Annotated in this window: 14 protein-coding genes and 1 pseudogene; 2 read left to right on the top strand and 13 right to left on the bottom strand. The window is 70.3% G+C overall.

Annotation, left to right across the window (positions count from 1 at the left end):
- Positions 1–10: 10 nt before the first annotated feature.
- The 11 genes and pseudogenes from QP029_RS06195 to eccCa all read right to left on the bottom strand — a co-directional run bounded on the left by QP029_RS06195 (position 11) and on the right by eccCa (position 11909).
- Positions 11–1534: an HNH endonuclease signature motif containing protein gene (locus QP029_RS06195; protein WP_284875934.1), complete on the bottom strand. Its 1524-nt coding sequence runs from the start codon at positions 1532–1534 to the stop codon at positions 11–13.
- 372 nt (positions 1535–1906) lie between these two features.
- On the bottom strand, positions 1907–2608 hold the full coding sequence (locus QP029_RS06190) for a hypothetical protein (protein ID WP_284875933.1): 702 nt from the start codon (positions 2606–2608) through the stop codon (positions 1907–1909).
- Positions 2605–3357 (bottom strand): hypothetical protein, encoded by a 753-nt coding sequence (locus QP029_RS06185; RefSeq protein WP_284875932.1) that lies wholly within the window; start codon positions 3355–3357, stop codon positions 2605–2607. The genes QP029_RS06190 and QP029_RS06185 overlap by 4 nt, the downstream gene beginning before the upstream one ends.
- Positions 3354–3653: a hypothetical protein gene (locus tag QP029_RS06180; protein WP_284875931.1), complete on the bottom strand. Its 300-nt coding sequence runs from the start codon at positions 3651–3653 to the stop codon at positions 3354–3356. Before QP029_RS06180 ends, QP029_RS06185 begins: the two co-directional genes overlap by 4 nt.
- 91 nt (positions 3654–3744) lie before the next feature.
- Complete coding sequence (gene glmM, locus QP029_RS06175) at positions 3745–5088, bottom strand: phosphoglucosamine mutase (RefSeq protein WP_284875930.1); 1344 nt, start codon at positions 5086–5088, stop codon at positions 3745–3747.
- Positions 5089–5202: 114 nt separating this feature from the next.
- Positions 5203–5748, bottom strand: coding sequence for a 30S ribosomal protein S9 (gene rpsI / locus QP029_RS06170; protein ID WP_284875929.1), 546 nt, complete (start codon positions 5746–5748; stop codon positions 5203–5205).
- The gene (gene rplM, locus QP029_RS06165) at positions 5745–6188 is read right to left on the bottom strand and encodes a 50S ribosomal protein L13 (RefSeq protein ID WP_284875928.1); all 444 of its coding nucleotides are present in this window, start codon (positions 6186–6188) and stop codon (positions 5745–5747) included. The genes rpsI and rplM overlap by 4 nt, the downstream gene beginning before the upstream one ends.
- A 365-nt stretch (positions 6189–6553) precedes the next feature.
- The gene (locus QP029_RS06160; RefSeq protein ID WP_284875927.1) at positions 6554–6841 is read right to left on the bottom strand and encodes a WXG100 family type VII secretion target; all 288 of its coding nucleotides are present in this window, start codon (positions 6839–6841) and stop codon (positions 6554–6556) included.
- 15 nt (positions 6842–6856) lie between these two features.
- Complete coding sequence (locus tag QP029_RS06155; protein ID WP_284875926.1) at positions 6857–7174, bottom strand: WXG100 family type VII secretion target; 318 nt, start codon at positions 7172–7174, stop codon at positions 6857–6859.
- 141 nt (positions 7175–7315) lie between these two features.
- A complete protein-coding gene (locus QP029_RS06150) occupies positions 7316–8308 on the bottom strand; it encodes a type VII secretion-associated protein (protein WP_284875925.1) in 993 nt (330 codons plus the stop codon).
- Positions 8305–11909, bottom strand: a pseudogene (eccCa, locus tag QP029_RS06145) (type VII secretion protein EccCa). The gene QP029_RS06150 and the pseudogene eccCa overlap by 4 nt, the downstream one beginning before the upstream one ends.
- Before the next feature lie 258 nt (positions 11910–12167).
- Here eccCa and eccD point away from each other — a divergent pair.
- Together eccD and QP029_RS06135 are read left to right on the top strand one after the other, a co-directional pair.
- Positions 12168–13499 (top strand): type VII secretion integral membrane protein EccD, encoded by a 1332-nt coding sequence (gene eccD / locus QP029_RS06140; RefSeq protein WP_284875924.1) that lies wholly within the window; start codon positions 12168–12170, stop codon positions 13497–13499.
- Complete coding sequence (locus QP029_RS06135; RefSeq protein WP_284875923.1) at positions 13496–14629, top strand: S8 family serine peptidase; 1134 nt, start codon at positions 13496–13498, stop codon at positions 14627–14629. The genes eccD and QP029_RS06135 overlap by 4 nt, the downstream gene beginning before the upstream one ends.
- On the opposite strand, the gene QP029_RS06130 is transcribed toward QP029_RS06135, so the two are convergent.
- The gene (locus QP029_RS06130; protein ID WP_284875922.1) at positions 14592–15020 is read right to left on the bottom strand and encodes a TIGR02611 family protein; all 429 of its coding nucleotides are present in this window, start codon (positions 15018–15020) and stop codon (positions 14592–14594) included. The genes QP029_RS06135 and QP029_RS06130 overlap by 38 nt on opposite strands.
- A 35-nt stretch (positions 15021–15055) precedes the next feature.
- Positions 15056–16297, bottom strand: coding sequence for a type VII secretion protein EccB (gene eccB / locus QP029_RS06125; protein WP_284875921.1), 1242 nt, complete (start codon positions 16295–16297; stop codon positions 15056–15058).
- Positions 16298–16337: the final 40 nt, after the last annotated feature.

Genomic DNA, 16337 nt, shown 5'->3' with positions numbered 1-16337 from the left:
CCTCATCCGGTCATCCGCCGGTGGGCAGGTCGAACAGGCCCGTGGGGCCGGGTTTCGGGTTGTCGGCGGGTGGGGACACGGTGGGGCCAGGCGGTTTCGATCTCGCCCTGATCTTCGCCCCCGCAGAATATTCCTGTAGTTCGGTGTCGTTGAACTGGATCGGCCCACCATCCGGTGGCTGCCACCCCGCCCGTCCCGTTTCCGGGTCCCGCACCATATGCCCCATCCCACCGGCCCCATCCTGGTTGTCATTGTTATCCGCATGATGGGGTGGGCACTCCAGGGTGAGGTACTCCAGATCCGTCACCCCACCCCGGGCCCACGGCATTATGTGGTGCACATGGGCATGAATCATCGCCCCGTCACAGGTACCGCAGGCACACAACCCCTCATAGGCAAACAGAGCGAGTCGCTGATACAGGGTTGCCGTGCGTTTCGTCCGACCCAGGGCCAACGGCTGACCCTGCTCGTCATGCAGCACACCAAGGTCAAAGGCAGCAGCACCGAGGGTGAGGATGTCCAACGCCGAGAGCAGATGCCCGGTATTCGACAGGAACCGGCTGTCTGCGGTCATCTCCTCGACATCTTTTGTGGTCATGCTGACCACCACCGAACCAACCCCCTGACGGGACTTCGGTGACTCGTCCGACAGCAGACGTGACAGCAGCACACTGAGCTGGTCGACGGCGCGTTGGGCCCGGCTGCGCTTGTCCTTGTCGTCTGGCACTTCTGTGTTCGCTCCGGGGCGTAGTCCCGGTGCCAGGGCGGCGGTGAGCATCGCAGCGACATCCGCTGGCAGGGACCCGGAGATACTCACGTTGCCGTCGGTGTCCTGCTTACCCAGACGCAGGGCGCGTTTCTTGTGCCCGGCCAGCCGGTCCTTTCTCCCGTCGGGTTGGCGTCCAACGGCATTGGCGTTGGTCACCTTCCGGCGCAGCCAGACCCGCAGATCCTCCGGGGAGCGGTGGCCTGCCTCCTTCAATGCTTCTGCCTGCAGCACAGCACGACTGGGGGAGGAATGCTCGTTGAGGGTGCGGAGTTCCTGCCGGATGATCTTCTGTTTCTCTGCGGCGACCTTGCGGGCCTGGTCCCGGGCCTGTTTCTGGGCATCCTCGTCTTCCTGCTGGCGGCGGGCTTCTTCCTCCCGAAGCTTGTGCTCGCGTTTCTGTGTCTCCTCGGCGGATTCCCCTGCCTCAGGTTCCGGGGTGGGCATGGGTGCAACGGCCGGTGTGGTGAACAGTCCCTCACCGCGTCCGACCCGGTCGACTGCTTCCTGCCAGGACAACCCGAGTGCTGTGATGAGGAAGTCGATGGGCCGACTGGAACCGACCAGGCGGCCGGCGTCGGAGCGTTCTACCAGCCAGGCAAACGAGGCGTCGAGGTAGGCTTTGGCGTTCATGGTCTTTTCCAGGCGGATGAAATCAGCCCGCACCGAGTGGAAGTCAACATGATCGGGTTCGGCCATGAGATCAGCCAGGGTGGTCATGGCGACCTCGATCTGGTCGACCAGTTGTGTGATCTGCCGTGACACCATTGTCACCCCCGATTCTTCAACGATTCCCCTGTCGCTTACATGTTCGAGTCTACCGCCACGAACGGCACCGTCAACCCCTATTGCTAGAATAGACGTTCTATTACCCCCGTTTATAGTGAGACCCTCTCGAGGACCGGTGAGGACCCCGTCAGTTCCTCCGCAGCACTCCTTGCACCTGACCCCGTGCACCCGGTCGAAGGGCCGGCGTGTGTCCCCCGGGGGCCTGCGCGGGCGTGGTAGAACGGGTCCGCGGCGTCGGCGCTGCCGTGGACTTCTCCACCCGCTCCTGAGCCTTGGCGAGCGCCTTCTCGAACTCGATCATCCGCTGGGTGGTCCGAGCGCGGAACTGGCGGGAGAACTCCTCGAACTCCATCACCATTCACCTGCCTTTCGTGCGCCGCCCGGCACCGGTGCCGGGGTGGAAGTGTTGTCGGGGGCTGGGGCGGGCATGTCCGCCGCTGGCGGTGTGGGGATCTCCTGCTTGGGTGGCGGTGGCGGTTCGGGGACGTCGGTGAGGTCAGCCGGGGGCGCCGGTGGCTCCGGCGCGGTCTGCTTGGGCGGTGGTGTCGGTTCCGGTACCTCGGCGAGGGCCGATTCCGTTTCAGGTTCGATCCCGGACTCCGCAGCCGGTTCCATCAGCGGTTCTGCTGCCTCAGCGGGTTCCGGAACGACATCGGGAACCAAGTCCGCCCCTGCCAGCTCCGGCAGGCACTCCTCCAGCAGGCTGATGAGCAGCGCCAGGCCGAGGGCCGCCACTCCCAGGCCTGCGGCACCGAGCACGTCGGCGCAGTTTCCGGCTGCCGGTGTGGTCTCGTCCACGGGTCCCGGGGTGACGGTCTGTGGGGAGGTCGGCAGGTCCTCGGGCGCGTCCCCGTCCGGGGCGGTCTCCGGCACGGATTCGGTGGGAGTGGTCGGCGGGTGGTCGTCGGCCCGGGTCTCGGGAACGGCCGGCGCCGTGGCCTGCGGTGTTGTCGTTTGTTCCTGCGCCACCGGCGCCACCGGCGCAGACCCGCCTGCCGACGTTGGCGGAGCCGGAGCCGGGGTCGGAGCACCGGAGGACTGCGGCGCGGTCACCGCCTCACCCGAAAACCCGGGGCAACCGGGGCAACCGGAGACACCGGAACGCCAGGCGCGACCGGGGGCACGGGGCTCTCCGGGGCCGGCACCGGTGCGGCTGGTGGTTTGTCGCATCGGGCCACGTCCTTCTGTGGGACGGCGACGGGTTGTTCACAGACCGCCTCGCAGCGGGCGAGGAACTCGTCGAGGCAGCCGGCGACGGCTTCGTCGCGGTCGGCGCAGGTCTGGAGCAGTGCGTCACCGGCGGAGTCGATGAGGTCGGAGCCGGCTCCGACGCATTCCTGGAACATGCCGGGGTGGGCGGCGGGGTCGATGCGGGAGAGGAAGGCGCAGAGGTGGGTGATCACGGCGGTGAGGGCGTCGGTGATCTCGGTGAGTGCGGTGTCGGCGACGTCCTCGATGCCCTTGAGTGCGTTGCCGGCGTCTTCTGCCGAGTCCTCGAGTTTCCTGGCGGCGTCCCGGTTGTCCCACCAGTCCTGGGCCCGGTCGACCAGGCGGCGGAGGAGTTCGGCGAGGGCGATTTCGGCGAGCAGTGTGAGCAGCCCCTGGATCAGGGGGCCGAGCCAGGCCCCGGCGGCAGGTCCGGCGGCGGCGCGGGTGTGGGTGACCAGGTCGTCGGGGTTGAGGCCCTCGGTGGTGCGGAGGGCGTCGATAAGTTTGGGTACGGGGATCGCCGGCCCGCGGTAGGTGCCGCGGGAGGCGGTGCGGAGCATGTCCACGGCTGCGCCGTAGCCTGCCGCGGTCATGAGCGTCCCGCCAGGTCGTCGGCGTTGCGCTTATCGACGTCGCGGAAGACGTCCACCTGCTCCGCTGCGGCGTCCGCGGTGGCCCGCAGGGCGTCGATACTCCGGGCGCCGTGCTCGTGCACCCGGCGCAGGGCGTCGGCGATGGCCGCTCCCCGGTCGACGAACGCGCGACCCGCGGCGGTGGCGGGTAGCGCCGGCGTGGTCGCGGTGTGACGACGGTGGTGGTCCTCCCCCTCCGCCATGAGGCGTCGCAGTGCCGCCTTCGCCGCCCGATGGTCCAGTCTGATCCCGGACATGACAATCCCCCTCGTGAAGTCGCAACTGGTCTACACCAGTGTTGGACTGCCCGAGGGGGCCAAAGGTTCCCGGAAACCGGAAAATTTATCGTCAGATGGAGGCCACGACGGCGGCGAGCCGGCCGGCGACCTTGCGTGCCTGCTCACTCTCAGCGGCCTCGACCATGACACGGAACAGGGCCTCGGTGCCGGAGGCACGGAGCAGGACGCGACCGGTGGAGCCGAGTTCCTCCTCGGCCTCGCGGATGGCGGCGTTGACGCGCTCGTCGCCCATGATGGCGTTCTTGTCCTCGACGGGGACGTTGATGAGCACCTGCGGCAGGACCGTCATCACGCCGGCGAGCTCGGCCAGGGAGCTGCCGGTCTCGGCCATGCGGGACATGAGCTTGAGACCGGTGAGGGTGCCGTCACCGGTGGTGCAGTGGTCGGGCAGGACGATGTGGCCGGACTGCTCGCCGCCGAGGCTGAAGCCGCCGGCGTTGAGCTCCTCGAGGACGTAGCGGTCGCCGACCTTGGTCTCGAGCATGGTGATGCCCTGCTCCTCCATGGCGATCCGCAGACCCAGGTTGCTCATGACGGTGGCCACGAGGGTGTTCTTCCGCAGCTCCGACTTCTCCTTCATGCCCACCGCGAGGATGGCCATGATCTGGTCACCGTCGACGACGTTGCCGGCGGCGTCGACGGCCAGGCAGCGGTCGGCGTCGCCGTCATGGGCCAGGCCCAGGTCGGCGCCGTGCTCGATGACGGCCTTCTGCACCTGCTCGATATGGGTGGAACCGCAGTTGTCGTTGATGTTGAGCGCGTTCGGGCGGTTGTGGATGGCGATGACCTCCGCACCGGCGGCCTCATACGCCAGCGGGGCAACCTCGGAGGCGGCGCCGTTGGCGCAGTCGACGACGACCTTGATGCCGGTCAGGTCGGTGGGTGTGGCCTCCCGGAGGTGGGCGAGGTAGCGGTCCTGGGCGTCCGGGGCCTCCTCGATGACGCGGCCGACGCCGGTGCCGGTCGGGCCGGTCTCCGGGAGATCGTTCATGGCGGCCTCGATCTCGTCCTCGACGGTGTCGGGGAGTTTGCGGCCACCGGAGGAGAAGAACTTGATGCCGTTGTCCGGCATCGGGTTGTGCGAGGCGGAGATCATCACACCCATGTCGGCACCGTAGTCGTCGGTGAGGAACGCGACACCCGGGGTGGGGATGACGCCGACGCGGAGGACGTCGACACCGCAGGAGGCCATGCCGGCGGACAGGGCGGCCGCCAGCATCTCGCCGGAGACCCGGGGGTCACGGCCGACGATGGCGATGGGGCGCAGGTCGGAGGATTTCCGGTCGGCGGTGAGCACCCGGGCGGCGGCCGCACCGAGCTTGAGGGCCATGGAGACGGTGAGGTCCTTGTTCGCCAGGCCGCGAACACCGTCAGTTCCGAAGAGTCGAGTCATGGCGTCCATTATGCATGTGGCTGTGGAGAGCCAAAGAGTCCGACCCCGGGAACGGCGAACGCCGCCACCCTCCGCATGAGGCGGGAGGGGGCGGCGTCGGCAAGCGAGAGGTGATTAACGCTTGGAGTACTGCGGGGCACGACGTGCCTTGTGCAGACCGGCCTTCTTACGCTCGACGGCACGGGCGTCACGGGTGAGGAAGCCAGCCTTCTTCAGGGCTGCGCGATCGCTCGGGTTGTAAAGGTTCAGTGCACGGGCGATGGCCAGGCGCATGGCGCCGGACTGGCCGGTCGGACCGCCACCGGAGATGTTGGCCTTGATGTCGAACTGGCCTTCACGCTCCAGCAGAGCCAGCGGGGACAGGATGTCCTGCTGGTGCAGCTTGTTCGGGAAGTACTCGTCCAGCGGACGACCGTTGCAGGTGATCTCGCCGGAGCCGGCGACCACGCGCACGCGGGCGATGGCGCGCTTACGGCGACCGACGGTCTGGATCGGGCCGTCGAAGTGGACGGAGGTCTCGACCTCTGCCTCATCGGCCTCGACCTCGGGAGCGACGGCGTCGCCGATGGTGTAGTTGAACTCCTCGGTGGCGGCGGTGGCGGCCTGGATGTCGGCTGCCTCGGCCACGGTGGAGTCGTCGTTCAGGTTCGGGTCAGTCACTGTGCCACCTGCTTGATCTCGTAGGTCTCGGGCTTCTGGCCGGCGTACGGGTGATCGGAGCCGGTGAAAACGTGGAGCTTCTTGGCGGAGGAACGGGAAAGCTTGTTGTGCGGCATCATGCCGACGATTGCTTCCTCGACCACGCGGTCCGGGCGAGTGTCCAGAGCCTTACCCAGGGTCATGGACTTCAGACCACCCGGGTAGCCGGAGTGGCGGTAGCGCATCTCGCGGTCGCGCTTGTTGGAGGAGATGTGGACCTTGTCGGCGTTGATCACGATGACGTGATCGCCGCAGTCGACGTTCGGGGTGAACTGGGGCTTGCCCTTGCCGCGCAGCAGGTCTGCCACGTGGGAGGCGAGTCGGCCCAGCACCACGTCGGTGGCGTCGATGACGTACCACTTGCGGGTGATGTCACCGCTCGTCGGGTGGTAAGTAGACAAAATGACTCCTTGAAAGTCTGTCTGGGGGCTGCCGGCCAAACGCTGCGCGCCACAGTCACATCCGGCGGCCGGTGGGGACCCGCGAGGTGACCTGCCGTCCTGGTCCGCATGATCTCCCAGGGGAGAACGCGTGCGTCGGGACAGCACACACAGACTCCTGAGTGTATGGGACCACCCCCGGCAACACCAAACCGCCCGCGACGGTTCGGAGCTGCCGAAGCAGTCCAGGATGTCGCGGGCGGTGGAGGTGGACGGTGACAGCCTGCCCGGGCTGTCACCGTCAGCGACGACGGCCGGCCGATGGGTCCGCGTCTGCCCGTGGGTCACGGGTGAGGTGGCCGGCCGCCGGTGGTGGCGGGATCCGGTCAGCCCCAGCTGGCGGCGGCCATGCGGTTGACGTCACTCATGCGGTCATTGCCCTGGGAGACGGTGCGGGAGATGGTGGACAGGATGGTGTTGAGCTCGGTGGCCGATCGGTCCCACTTGGCCTGTGCCTCCTGGTAGGCGACGGCGGAGTCACCTTCCCAGGTGCTCACCATCGGCTGGATCTGGGACTTGAGGTCGGCGAGCAGTCCGTTGATGCGGCCGGAGGTGGCGTTGATGTCGCCGGCGGCGGCCTCGATGGCGCCGAACTGGTACTTGATTGCGTCCATGGTGGTGTCCTGTTCCTAGAGAGCCAGGCCCTGGCCGCCGACGGCGGTGAAGGCCTGGGAGTTGTCGGCCTCGGTCGATTCAAAGGACCGGGCGTTGTGGCGGATGTTGTCGGAGATGCTGGTCAGCGCCTCGCGTAGCTCGCGCGCGGAGGTGTCCCAGCGCTGCATGAGCTGGTCGAAGCTCACCTGTGCGCTGCCGGCCCAGCTGCCGCGGACGCCGTCGACGACGCCCTGCAGGCGGGTCAGTTCGCCCTGCACCTCGGAGTTGGTGGTGTCGACGCGGCCGGCGGTGGCCAGCATCACGTCGGATTCGGTCCTGAACATTGCTGTCATGGTGTTTCCCCCCTCGGGATGGAAGTTGGTGTGGTGTCGGGGCTGGTCCCCGACGGTCCCCCGGAGAAGGCCGCGGTGCGACCCTTCCACGCATGTTGGACTCCGGAAACGGGCCGGAGGTTCCCGGGCGGGGAGAAGTTTTCATGTCCGCCCGGTCAGCCGGAGGCTGTCGAGCGCCATGCGGCAGGCCGCTGCCTGCGGAATCGTCGGTTCCTGCCGGGTCTGGCATCCGACGCTGAGCTGGTGGCCGTCCTCGATCCATGTGCTCCACGTGACCTCGGAGCCGTCGCCGGGAACTTCCCGGTACCGGGTGGTCTCATCGCCCTGGGCGCGCCGCTCGGGGTCGAGGGGGTGGAGGGTGGGGTCGGTGTCGACCATCGCCGCTATCTGCGCGAGCACCGCGTCGGCGGGCACGGAGTAGACGGGATCGGCGGCGAGGTGGATCCGCAGCGCGGGGTCCTCCCCCACCGCCACGAGCCCGCCGTCGCGGTCCTCCAGCCGGAATCCCTCGGGCGTGGCCACGGACAGGCCCGCCAGCTCCAGCACTGTGGTCGGTGGTTCCGGCTCCCTGCTTGTCGACGCCGCCGTGGTCGCCGTCGTCTCAGGTGCCGTCTCCGCCGGGGTCGGGGCGGACGCCGCCGCCGTCTCCTCCGCCGCTTCCTGGGGCGGACTCTGGCCGCCGACGAGCCACCAGCTCAGGCCGGCGATGGTGAGGACGACGGCCGCGATGACGAGCTGGAAGGGGTGGAACCAGGAGTGTCGGCCCAGCCGGTGGCGGCCCCGCCCGGCCGATTCGGTGGGGCGGGTGATGGTGACCTCTCCCCCGTCGTCGTCGGCGCCGGGGAGGGTGGTCTCCCGCAGTGCCTCGGTGGGATAGGCCGCCACCCCCTTGTTGAGGAAGGTCCGGGTGAGGACCTCGGTGGCCGCTTCGGGGGCGTCGACGATGATCTCGACGTCCGGCCAGTGCAGACTGCAGATCTCCTTCGCCTGGTCGACCACGGCCTGCAGCGCCCACCCGTCGATGATGCCGGTGCCGGGCAGGTCGTAGCGGTAGACGGTGTCGGGGCCCTCGAAGATGGTGGCGGTGTCGAGCACCGTGATGGTCAGGGTGCCGGGCAGGGCGGGGGCGCTCATGCGTCACCTCCGTCGCCAGGGACGGTGGCGATCTGGCACACGCCGACCGTCTCACCACGGACCTGCCAGGTGCCGCGACCCGGTGGCTGGGGGACGGGCTTGATGCCGAAGATGGCGCCCTCGTCCCGGTCGGCGTCGAGAAGCATCACGGCCGGGGACTGGTCGCGGACGGCGGAGAAGAACGCGCCGAACAGAGCGCGGCCGATGCCGCCGGATTTCCGGGCCAGCACCAGGTGCAGGCCGATGTCGCGGGCGTGCGGCAGCAGGTCGACGAGCGGGTGGAGCAGGTGGTCGGTGACGAGGTCGAGGTCGTCGATGAGCAGGTAGATCTCCGGACCGGACCACCAGTTCCTCGCCGCCAGCTGCGCCGGGGTGATGTCGGGGCCGGGAAGCCGGGCGGTGAGGGTCGCCACGGCGTCGGCGAGCACCGTCTGGGTGGCGGCACTGGTGGCCGAGTAGGCGGCGACCATGCTCTCGTCCAGGGTGCCCAGGTGGGCGCGGCGGTGGTCGATGACCACCATGCGGGCCGCCTCGGGCCCCAGGCTGGTGATGCCGGCTGCGACGGTGGCCAGCCACGTCGACTTGCCTGCCCCCTGCCCGCCGATGCAGACGACGTGCGGGCTGGTGGCCGGGTCCCACGCCAGGGTCTCCAGGCGTGGACCGCCGACGGCCAGTGGAATTCCCGCGGTGGGTGCGAGTTCGGCCGAAGTGAGGTGGGCCGGCAGGACCTTGAGGCGCGGTACCGGGTCACCGGCGGTGGCGCTGATGTGCGCGAGGTCCTGGTGGGAGCTGCGGGCGATGAGCATGTGTCCGCCGTCGGCGGTGAGCCCCCGGCCCGGCAGGCCGGGCAGTTTCTGCTGCGCTTTGCGGTCGATGAGCGAATCCATCGGCTCGCCGAGTTTCAGTTCCAGCCGGTGGGTGATCAGGTCCCGGATCGCCGGGCGCAGGACGGTCCAGCGCGGGGTGGACAGCAGCAGGTGGACCCGGGCGCTGGGGCCGTCGGCGGCCAGGCGGGTGATCGGTTCGACCAGATCCTCGAAGTCACCGGCGACGGCGTGCCAGCCGTCGACGACGAGGAAGGTGTGACGCTCCTCCGGGGACTCCACGAGGCCGGTGACCTCGTCGATGATGCGGCGGACCCGTTCCGGGTCGTGGCGGTCGGCCACGCCCGCCACGTGCGGTAGTCGGTCGAGGGTGCCCAGGGTTCCGCCGCCGAGGTCGAGGACGTAGAACCGGACCCGGTCGGTGCCGTGGGTGGCGGCCAGCGAGGCGACGATCGTACGCAGGGCGGTGGATTTACCGGTCTGTGGGCCACCACAGAGCGCGGCGTGCCCACCGCCGGCCGTGAGATCGAGGATGAGCGGATCCTGCCGCTGGTGATAGGGCCGGTCGATGATGCCGATCGCGGCAGCCAGCTCCCCGACGTCCTCGGCCACGCCGGACAGTTCGATGGCGGCGGGCAGCGGAGGCAGCCAGATGCGGTGGGCGTGCAGCCCACGGGCCTGCGCGGTGGTGCGGGCCCGGTCGACGACGGTGTCCAGCAGCGTCGTCGACTCGTCGTAGACCGTCGGGGTGTCGGCGACGTCGAACTGGTCCCATCCGGTGAACAGCGCCACCCGGCCCGCCCCCTCGCCCGGCAGGGCCGAGACATCCCGGCGCGCCAGCGGCCCGGAGACGTAGGCGGCCTGGGATCGGGTGAGGTCGTCGGCGTCGTGACGCAGGTACCCGGCGCCCGGCTGGGCGGGCAGGTGGTGCGCGTCGGTGACGCCGAGGACCTGGCGGGATTCGGCCGCGGAGAAGGTCTTCAGCCCGATCCGGTAGGACAGGTGCGAGTCCAGACCGCGTAGTCGCCCTCCTCGAGTCGTTGGCTGGCCAGGAGAAGATGGACGTGCAGCGAGCGGCCGAGTCGACCGACCGCGACGAAGAGGTCGGCGAAGTCGGGGTGGGCGGCGAGCAGTTCCGAGAACTCGTCGACGACGATGACAAGTGCCGGCAGCGGTTCCAGGTCATCGCGGCCGGCCAGGCGGGCGGCGGTGTAGTCGGTGACGTTGGCGATGTTGCCGGCCGCGCGCAGCACCTCCTGCCGGCGGTTGAGTTCGCCGGAGATGGCGTCGAACATGCGCTCCACGAGGACGGCCTCGTCGGCGAGGTTGGTGATCACCGCGGAGGTGTGCGGCAGTGCCTCCAGCCCGAGGAAGGTGGCGCCACCCTTGAAGTCGACGAGGACGAGGTTGAGTTCCTCCGGACTGTGGGTCGCGACCAGGGAGACGACCAGGGTGCGCAGCAGCTCCGACTTTCCGGAGCCGGTGGCGCCGATGCACAACCCGTGCGGCCCCATGCCTCCGTGGGCGGACTCCTTGAGGTCCAGGCGCACCGGCACGCCCTGCGGGGTGGTGCCGATGGGGACCACCAGCCGCTGCCGGGACTGCTCCCGCCCCGGCCACATGGTCTCAGGGGTGAGCTGCTCGATGTCCGCCAGCCCGATGAGTGAGGTGAGGTCCTTGCCGGTGCCGGAGGTGGTGCTGTCGGGGCGGCGGGATCGGGTCAGTGCCCGACCGAGGATGACGGCCTCCTCCTCCCGGAGCCGGTCAGGCCGGCCGAGGACCTCCATGCCGGCGGCGGTGTGGGCCCGCAGCTCATCGTCGGCGGACAGGGCGAAGCCCTCCTGCTCGCAGCGCATGCCCAGGGCGGTGGTGGACCGGGAACCGACGTCGATGATGGTGGTCCACACCGGATCATCAAGGTAGGGCTCGGTGCCGGTGGTGGTCACCGAGTCGACGATGAGCACACGGAAGGCCGCGGTCTCCGGCGCGCGGGTGTGGGGCAGCCATTTCACCCAGTCCCAGCCCTGGCCGATGACCTCCAGTCCGATGGTCTCCGGGCCGTGCGCGGTGACCAGCTGGCCGACGATCGCCCGCGCGAGGTCGGCGGCACCCGGGCCGGAGATCCCGAGGAAACGGAAGGCCTGCAGCTGCACCGCCACCGGCATCCCGGGGCAGGTGTTCACCGCCCGGACGGTGCGTCGCAGGCTCACCGCGCACACCGGATCGAGGTCCTCCGGCGCACCCGAGTCCGGCACCTGCACCGGGGTGCACAACCCGGTGTCCCCGATGCCGATGCGCACCTCGAGCGCGTCCGCGTCCTGCGCACCGCGTTCCCACAGCCGCCGGGTGCCCACCCGCGACCACAGTTCGGCGGGGTCGGGGTGGCGGTGGAATTCGTGGGCCCGCTGCCGCTCGGCATGGTCGAGGGCCTTCTCCCGCAGCGCTCCCAGGTGCCGCAGATAGGTGCGGCGGGTCTCGTCGACGTCCTCGCCGGCCGGCGGGGAGAACATCATGAGCAGTGACATCCCCATCATGAGCGGGAAGATGAGCATCATCGGACTGGCGCCGGCCCCGCCGAGCATCATTAACCCGACCATGGCGGCCATACCGGCGATCATCACCACGGGCATGAGGATGCGGATGAGCGGCAACGGCCCGGGCCGGTGTGCCGGCGGCACCGTCTCCGCGGTGAGTGTGCCCTGCGGCAGCGGTGGCGCAGGTTCGCGTTCGGCCGAGCTGATCGGCTCCACGACGCGGTCGAGATGTACTCCGAGCATGTTCTTCCCCCTGGTGATACCCGTGTCATACCCATGTCGGTGCGCATGGTCCGCCCGGTCACCCCCACCGGAGATCCGCGACCACGCGGACATGTCTGGCGTGATCCTAGGGCAGATCACCGGGTCCCGCAGAGCGAGCCTGCCCGGGGGACCTGGCGAGCATCCTCCGGTGGACAGGACAGCGACGGTGGGTGAAGATGTCGGCAGCAGGGCACAGGGGGTGTGCCCGGCCCGACCGTTACCTGGGGGATCATCCACGTGAGTCTTGACCATGTTCTGCGCCTGACCGTCCGCTTCCACGTCGGCGGCTATCACCGGGAGGCCGATGTCGCTCTGCCGGCCGGTTCATCCCTGGCGGATCTCATCCCGGAGATCGTCACCCTGTGCGGGGCTCCCCGGATCTCCCGGCCGTGGCACGCCATGACGGCCGGCGGCCAGCAGCTCGACGCGGCGGTCCCGCTGCACCAGACTCCGCTGGACCACGGATCCGTCATCGTGCTCACCCCGCGCCACGAGTCCGCCGCCCCGGTCATCCGGGACGCGGCCGAGTCCCTGGTCGCCACCGCGCCGGGTGCCGGCACGAGCGGCCTGGCCACCGCGGCCTCGCTCACCGGCTGCGCCGGGCTCATCGTGCTCGTCCTCGCGTTTCAGCCGGTGTCGGTCGCGCTGGCGGTCGGTGCCGTGGCCACGGTGGCGATGCTCGTCTGGCAGCGCCGCTTCCAGGTCCTGGGGACCGCCACGATCCTGCTCACCGCGGCCGCCGCGGGCACCTCCGTCCTCGAGGCGGCAGATCCGGCGGACCGGCTCACCCCGGACACCCTCGGCTGGGCGGGTCTGGCCGCCACGGGGGCGATGCTGGCGGCGCTGCTCCTCACCGCTGTCCTCGGTGGCCTGGGTGCCCGCACGGGAGCGGCGCTCGTCGCGGTGGCCGGGTTCACCACCCTCGGTGTCGGTGGCGCTTTCCTGCCGGAGCACGCCGCCAGCCCCGGGGTGGCGTCGGCCGCGGTCATCGTCGGTGCCGGGGTTCCGGTCATCGCTGCGCTTCCCGGTTGGGCGTCAAAGGCGGCCGGCCTGCGGGTACCACGCGTGCCCACGGCGGGCCAGGATCTGGGCGTCGCCGACAAGGTGCAGTCGGACGTGGATGACCGTGCCCGGCGCGCCCAGCGTCTGCATGAGGGCCTGTCGTTGGGGACCGCCGCCGCCATGGTCCCCGCGGTGCTGACCCTCGGTTGGCAGGGCGGCGGGTTCGCGTTGGCGATTTGCGTCGCGGTCGCCGGGGCGGTCCTGCTGCACGCCGCCCGCCATCATCAACCGGTGGTGGCGTGGGCGTGGCTGCTCATCGGGCTCGCGGGGGCGGTCGGTACGGCCCTGGCGGCGGCGCACGGTTCCGGGCATCCGGTGCAGCTGGGGATCGCTGGTCTGGTCGTGCTCGCGGCGGTGACCGCCCCGGTGTGGACCCCGCACGTGCGCGATTTGGAACCGACGACCGTCGTGTGGTGGGAACGGGCGGAGTCGCTCGCCGTCGCCGCGGTCCTTCCGCTGGCCGCCCACCAGGCGGGCCTATTCGCCCTCATCCGGGGGCTGGGATGAGACGGATTCTCGCGTCGCTCACCGTCCTGGCCCTGCTCACTCCTCCACCGGTGACCGCACAGGAACCCGACACCCCCTGTGCCGCCGTGCTTCCCGCGCCCGGCCCGGCGCCGCAGTTCGCTCTCGGGGACACCCACCGCATCGCGCGCGGCGAGGGCGTGCGGGTGGCGGTGATCGACACGGGCGTGGCCGATCATCCGCAGCTCGCCCCGGTGGATCCGGTCGCGGACCTGGTCGCTCCGGCCACCCCCGATCCGCTTCTCGACTGCGACGGGCACGGCACCGTCGTCGCCGGTGTCATCCGCGAGGTCGCCCCCGGGGCGACGATCCTCAGCGTCCGGCAGTCCAGCGCGCACTACCGTCAGCCGGACGCTGATTCCGCGGGCACGCTCGCCAGTCTCGCCGACGCGATCCACGCCGCGCTCGACGCCGGTGCGCAGGTACTCAACATCTCCGTCGTGTCCTGCGTGCCGGCTGATCAGGCGGCGCTTCTCGACGCCGCCGTCCTCGACCACGCCCTCCTCCGCGCCGAGGAGCAGGGCGTCGTCGTGGTCTCCGCATCCGGCAACAACGGCGGCGCCTGCCTTCCCGGGGCGGTGGTCTACCCGGCGCACTCCCCGACCGTCCTGCCCGTCGCCGCCCGCCACGCGGATGATCCGCACTCCCTGGCGGAGTACTCCCTTCCGGCGGACAATGTGCTCAGCGCCCCCGGCCGGGTCACCACCGGCGTCTCCCCGTCCGGTGACGGCTGGGCGGCGGGCATGGTCACCGCCCAGGGGCAGGAGGTGGCGTTCGAGGGCACGAGCTTCGCGGCCCCGGTGGTCACCGGTGTGGCGGCTCTCCTGCGGCAGCGCCATCCGGGGGATTCGGCAGCTCAGTTGCGGGAGCGGATCCGCCAGGCGGCGGAACCCAGCCACGGGGCCGTCGACCCGCACACCGCGCTCACGCACCTTCCCGGCGCCTACATCACTGAGCCCCGGCAGGTGGCCGCCGCCGCCCCGACCCCGGAGGATCCCGCCGCAGGTCAGCGGGCGATCACGCTGCTGGCCACCCTGGCCGCCCTGGTCCTCGGCGGAACACTGCTCGGCCGGGTCAGCGCTCCAGGCCGATCTCCGCGGCGTACGGGGTGAGGAAGTCGAGCGTCCCGGCCCGCCACGCGCCGTAAATGATGCCGGCGAAGATCACCCAGATCACCAGGATGAGCAGCGTGACCAGCACGATGCGAGTGCTCTGGGGCTGCCGACGGAACCAGGCGAAGAAGCGGTCGTAGAGCCGCACTGCCCAGTGCAGCAGGTCGTGGGCCCATGTCACCTCGAGGGAGAGGATGCCCACGCCGAGGAAGGTGGTCAGCCATCCCTGCCCGGGCAGCGGGATGGTGATGAGGCCGACGATGAACACCGTCCAGCCGAGGGCGAGGGTGAGCGGGCGGACGAGGAAACCGTACTTCCCCTTCTTCGACTGGGCGTGGGTCTCGGAGAGCCGGTCCACCCGCTCCGAGACCATCTGCCGCATTGTCGCCATGAATATTTAACGGTTCAACCCCCTCGAGGTTCCCGTCAGTGGGTGGACGTCCGCGCGGCCTCCGCGTCCAGCCGGGCGCCCTCCGGCAGCAGCCGGATGATGTCCCACGGGGCGGGCACCGGTTCCGGCAGGCCCAGGGCGGCCAGGGCCGCCCGGTCCGGTACCTCGTGGCGCAGGCCTGTGGCGTCGATGACGTGGTGGCCGTGGCCGGTGCTCACCGCACGGGCACCCTCGGTGAGGCCGATGAACTGGTCGGCGATGCCGTCACCGGGCAGCAGTACCGGTGCCGGTGTCTCCAGCTCAGGCGGCAAGGTGGTCGTGCCACCGTCTCCGCCGACGCAGACGGTGACCACCTGCGGGTCGACCCACATCGGTGCGATGGCGGGCAGGCCGGGGAACGCGGGGGCGTCGGCAAGCGAGGCGGTGTCCTCGGGTGCCACGGTGCGGGTGCGCACCCCCATGCCGGTGAGGATCTCGGCCTGCACGTCGGTGACCGGGGTGATGCCCGCGGGCGTCTGTGCCCAGGTCTGTGTTCCCGTGTCCAGGAGGGCGTGCGGGAGGTCCGCAGGTGGGCGCAGCGGGGTCAGCTCGGTGACCGCCGTCAGGACCTCGACCGGGGGTCGCCAGCGTGGGGTGTCGGCGGTGATGCCCAGGGCGCGGCGGATGACCCGGCCCTCGGGGCTGCCGGCGGGCGGGAGTTCGGCCCGACCCGTGGTGGTGAGCACCCAGTCGCGGTCCGCCCCGACGGCCAGCACACCGCGGTGACCACCCAGCGGCGAGGTCTCTGCGCCGGCCAGCACCGTGACCCCGTCCGGGTCGGAGCACACCGACCAGGCGGGATCGTGCCCGCTCTCCCCGGCCAGCAGGGTCGGGGCGGGATGGATGCCCACCGGGGCACCCCGGTTGAGGCCGGCGAGCAGGTGGTCGGCGATCCGGGCGGGCTCGGCGGGTTCGCCGGCGATGAGCCGGGCGGAGGCGAGGTTGGCCACCGGGTGGACGGTGTCGTCCACGCGGACGAACAGGGCGCCGTCGGCGGTCTGCAGGATCGGGGCGTCCCCACCCGGGTCGGCGGCGGGACGCAACCACGCCATGAGGCCGGCGCCGAGTCCGATGAGGACCACGGCGACGAGCCCGAAGATCATCGCCCGGCGCCGGGCCCCCAACGGGTCGTGGATCATGCGGATGTCGCCGAGCACGAGGCCGTGTTCGACGCGGCGTTGCAGGAAGCGGTGCCCCGACACCTGTGCCCTGGTGGTGGGCAGCACTGGAGAACTCACGCCATCTCCCCCTTGATGACTAGCGCGGTTGGTTCCCCGT

The sequence above is a fragment of the Corynebacterium suedekumii genome, assembly GCF_030252185.1.
Lineage (GTDB): Bacteria > Actinomycetota > Actinomycetes > Mycobacteriales > Mycobacteriaceae > Corynebacterium > Corynebacterium suedekumii.
The sequence above is the reverse complement of the archived record's forward strand: the minus strand, read 5'-3'. Positions and strand labels throughout refer to the sequence as shown.

Bases quoted from the DNA above. Each gene is read 5' to 3' on its own strand.
- QP029_RS06160 (WP_284875927.1), bottom strand. From the start codon at position 6,841: ATGGACGCAATCAAGTACCAGTTCGGCGCCATCGAGGCCGCCGCCGGC.
- QP029_RS06155 (WP_284875926.1), bottom strand. From the start codon at position 7,174: ATGACAGCAATGTTCAGGACCGAATCCGACGTGATGCTGGCCACCGCC.
- QP029_RS06135 (WP_284875923.1), top strand. From the start codon at position 13,496: ATGAGACGGATTCTCGCGTCGCTCACCGTCCTGGCCCTGCTCACTCCT.
- QP029_RS06185 (WP_284875932.1), bottom strand. From the start codon at position 3,357: ATGACCGCGGCAGGCTACGGCGCAGCCGTGGACATGCTCCGCACCGCC.
- glmM (WP_284875930.1), bottom strand. From the start codon at position 5,088: ATGACTCGACTCTTCGGAACTGACGGTGTTCGCGGCCTGGCGAACAAG.
- QP029_RS06195 (WP_284875934.1), bottom strand. From the start codon at position 1,534: ATGGTGTCACGGCAGATCACACAACTGGTCGACCAGATCGAGGTCGCC.
- QP029_RS06130 (WP_284875922.1), bottom strand. From the start codon at position 15,020: ATGGCGACAATGCGGCAGATGGTCTCGGAGCGGGTGGACCGGCTCTCC.
- QP029_RS06150 (WP_284875925.1), bottom strand. From the start codon at position 8,308: ATGAGCGCCCCCGCCCTGCCCGGCACCCTGACCATCACGGTGCTCGAC.
- QP029_RS06180 (WP_284875931.1), bottom strand. From the start codon at position 3,653: ATGTCCGGGATCAGACTGGACCATCGGGCGGCGAAGGCGGCACTGCGA.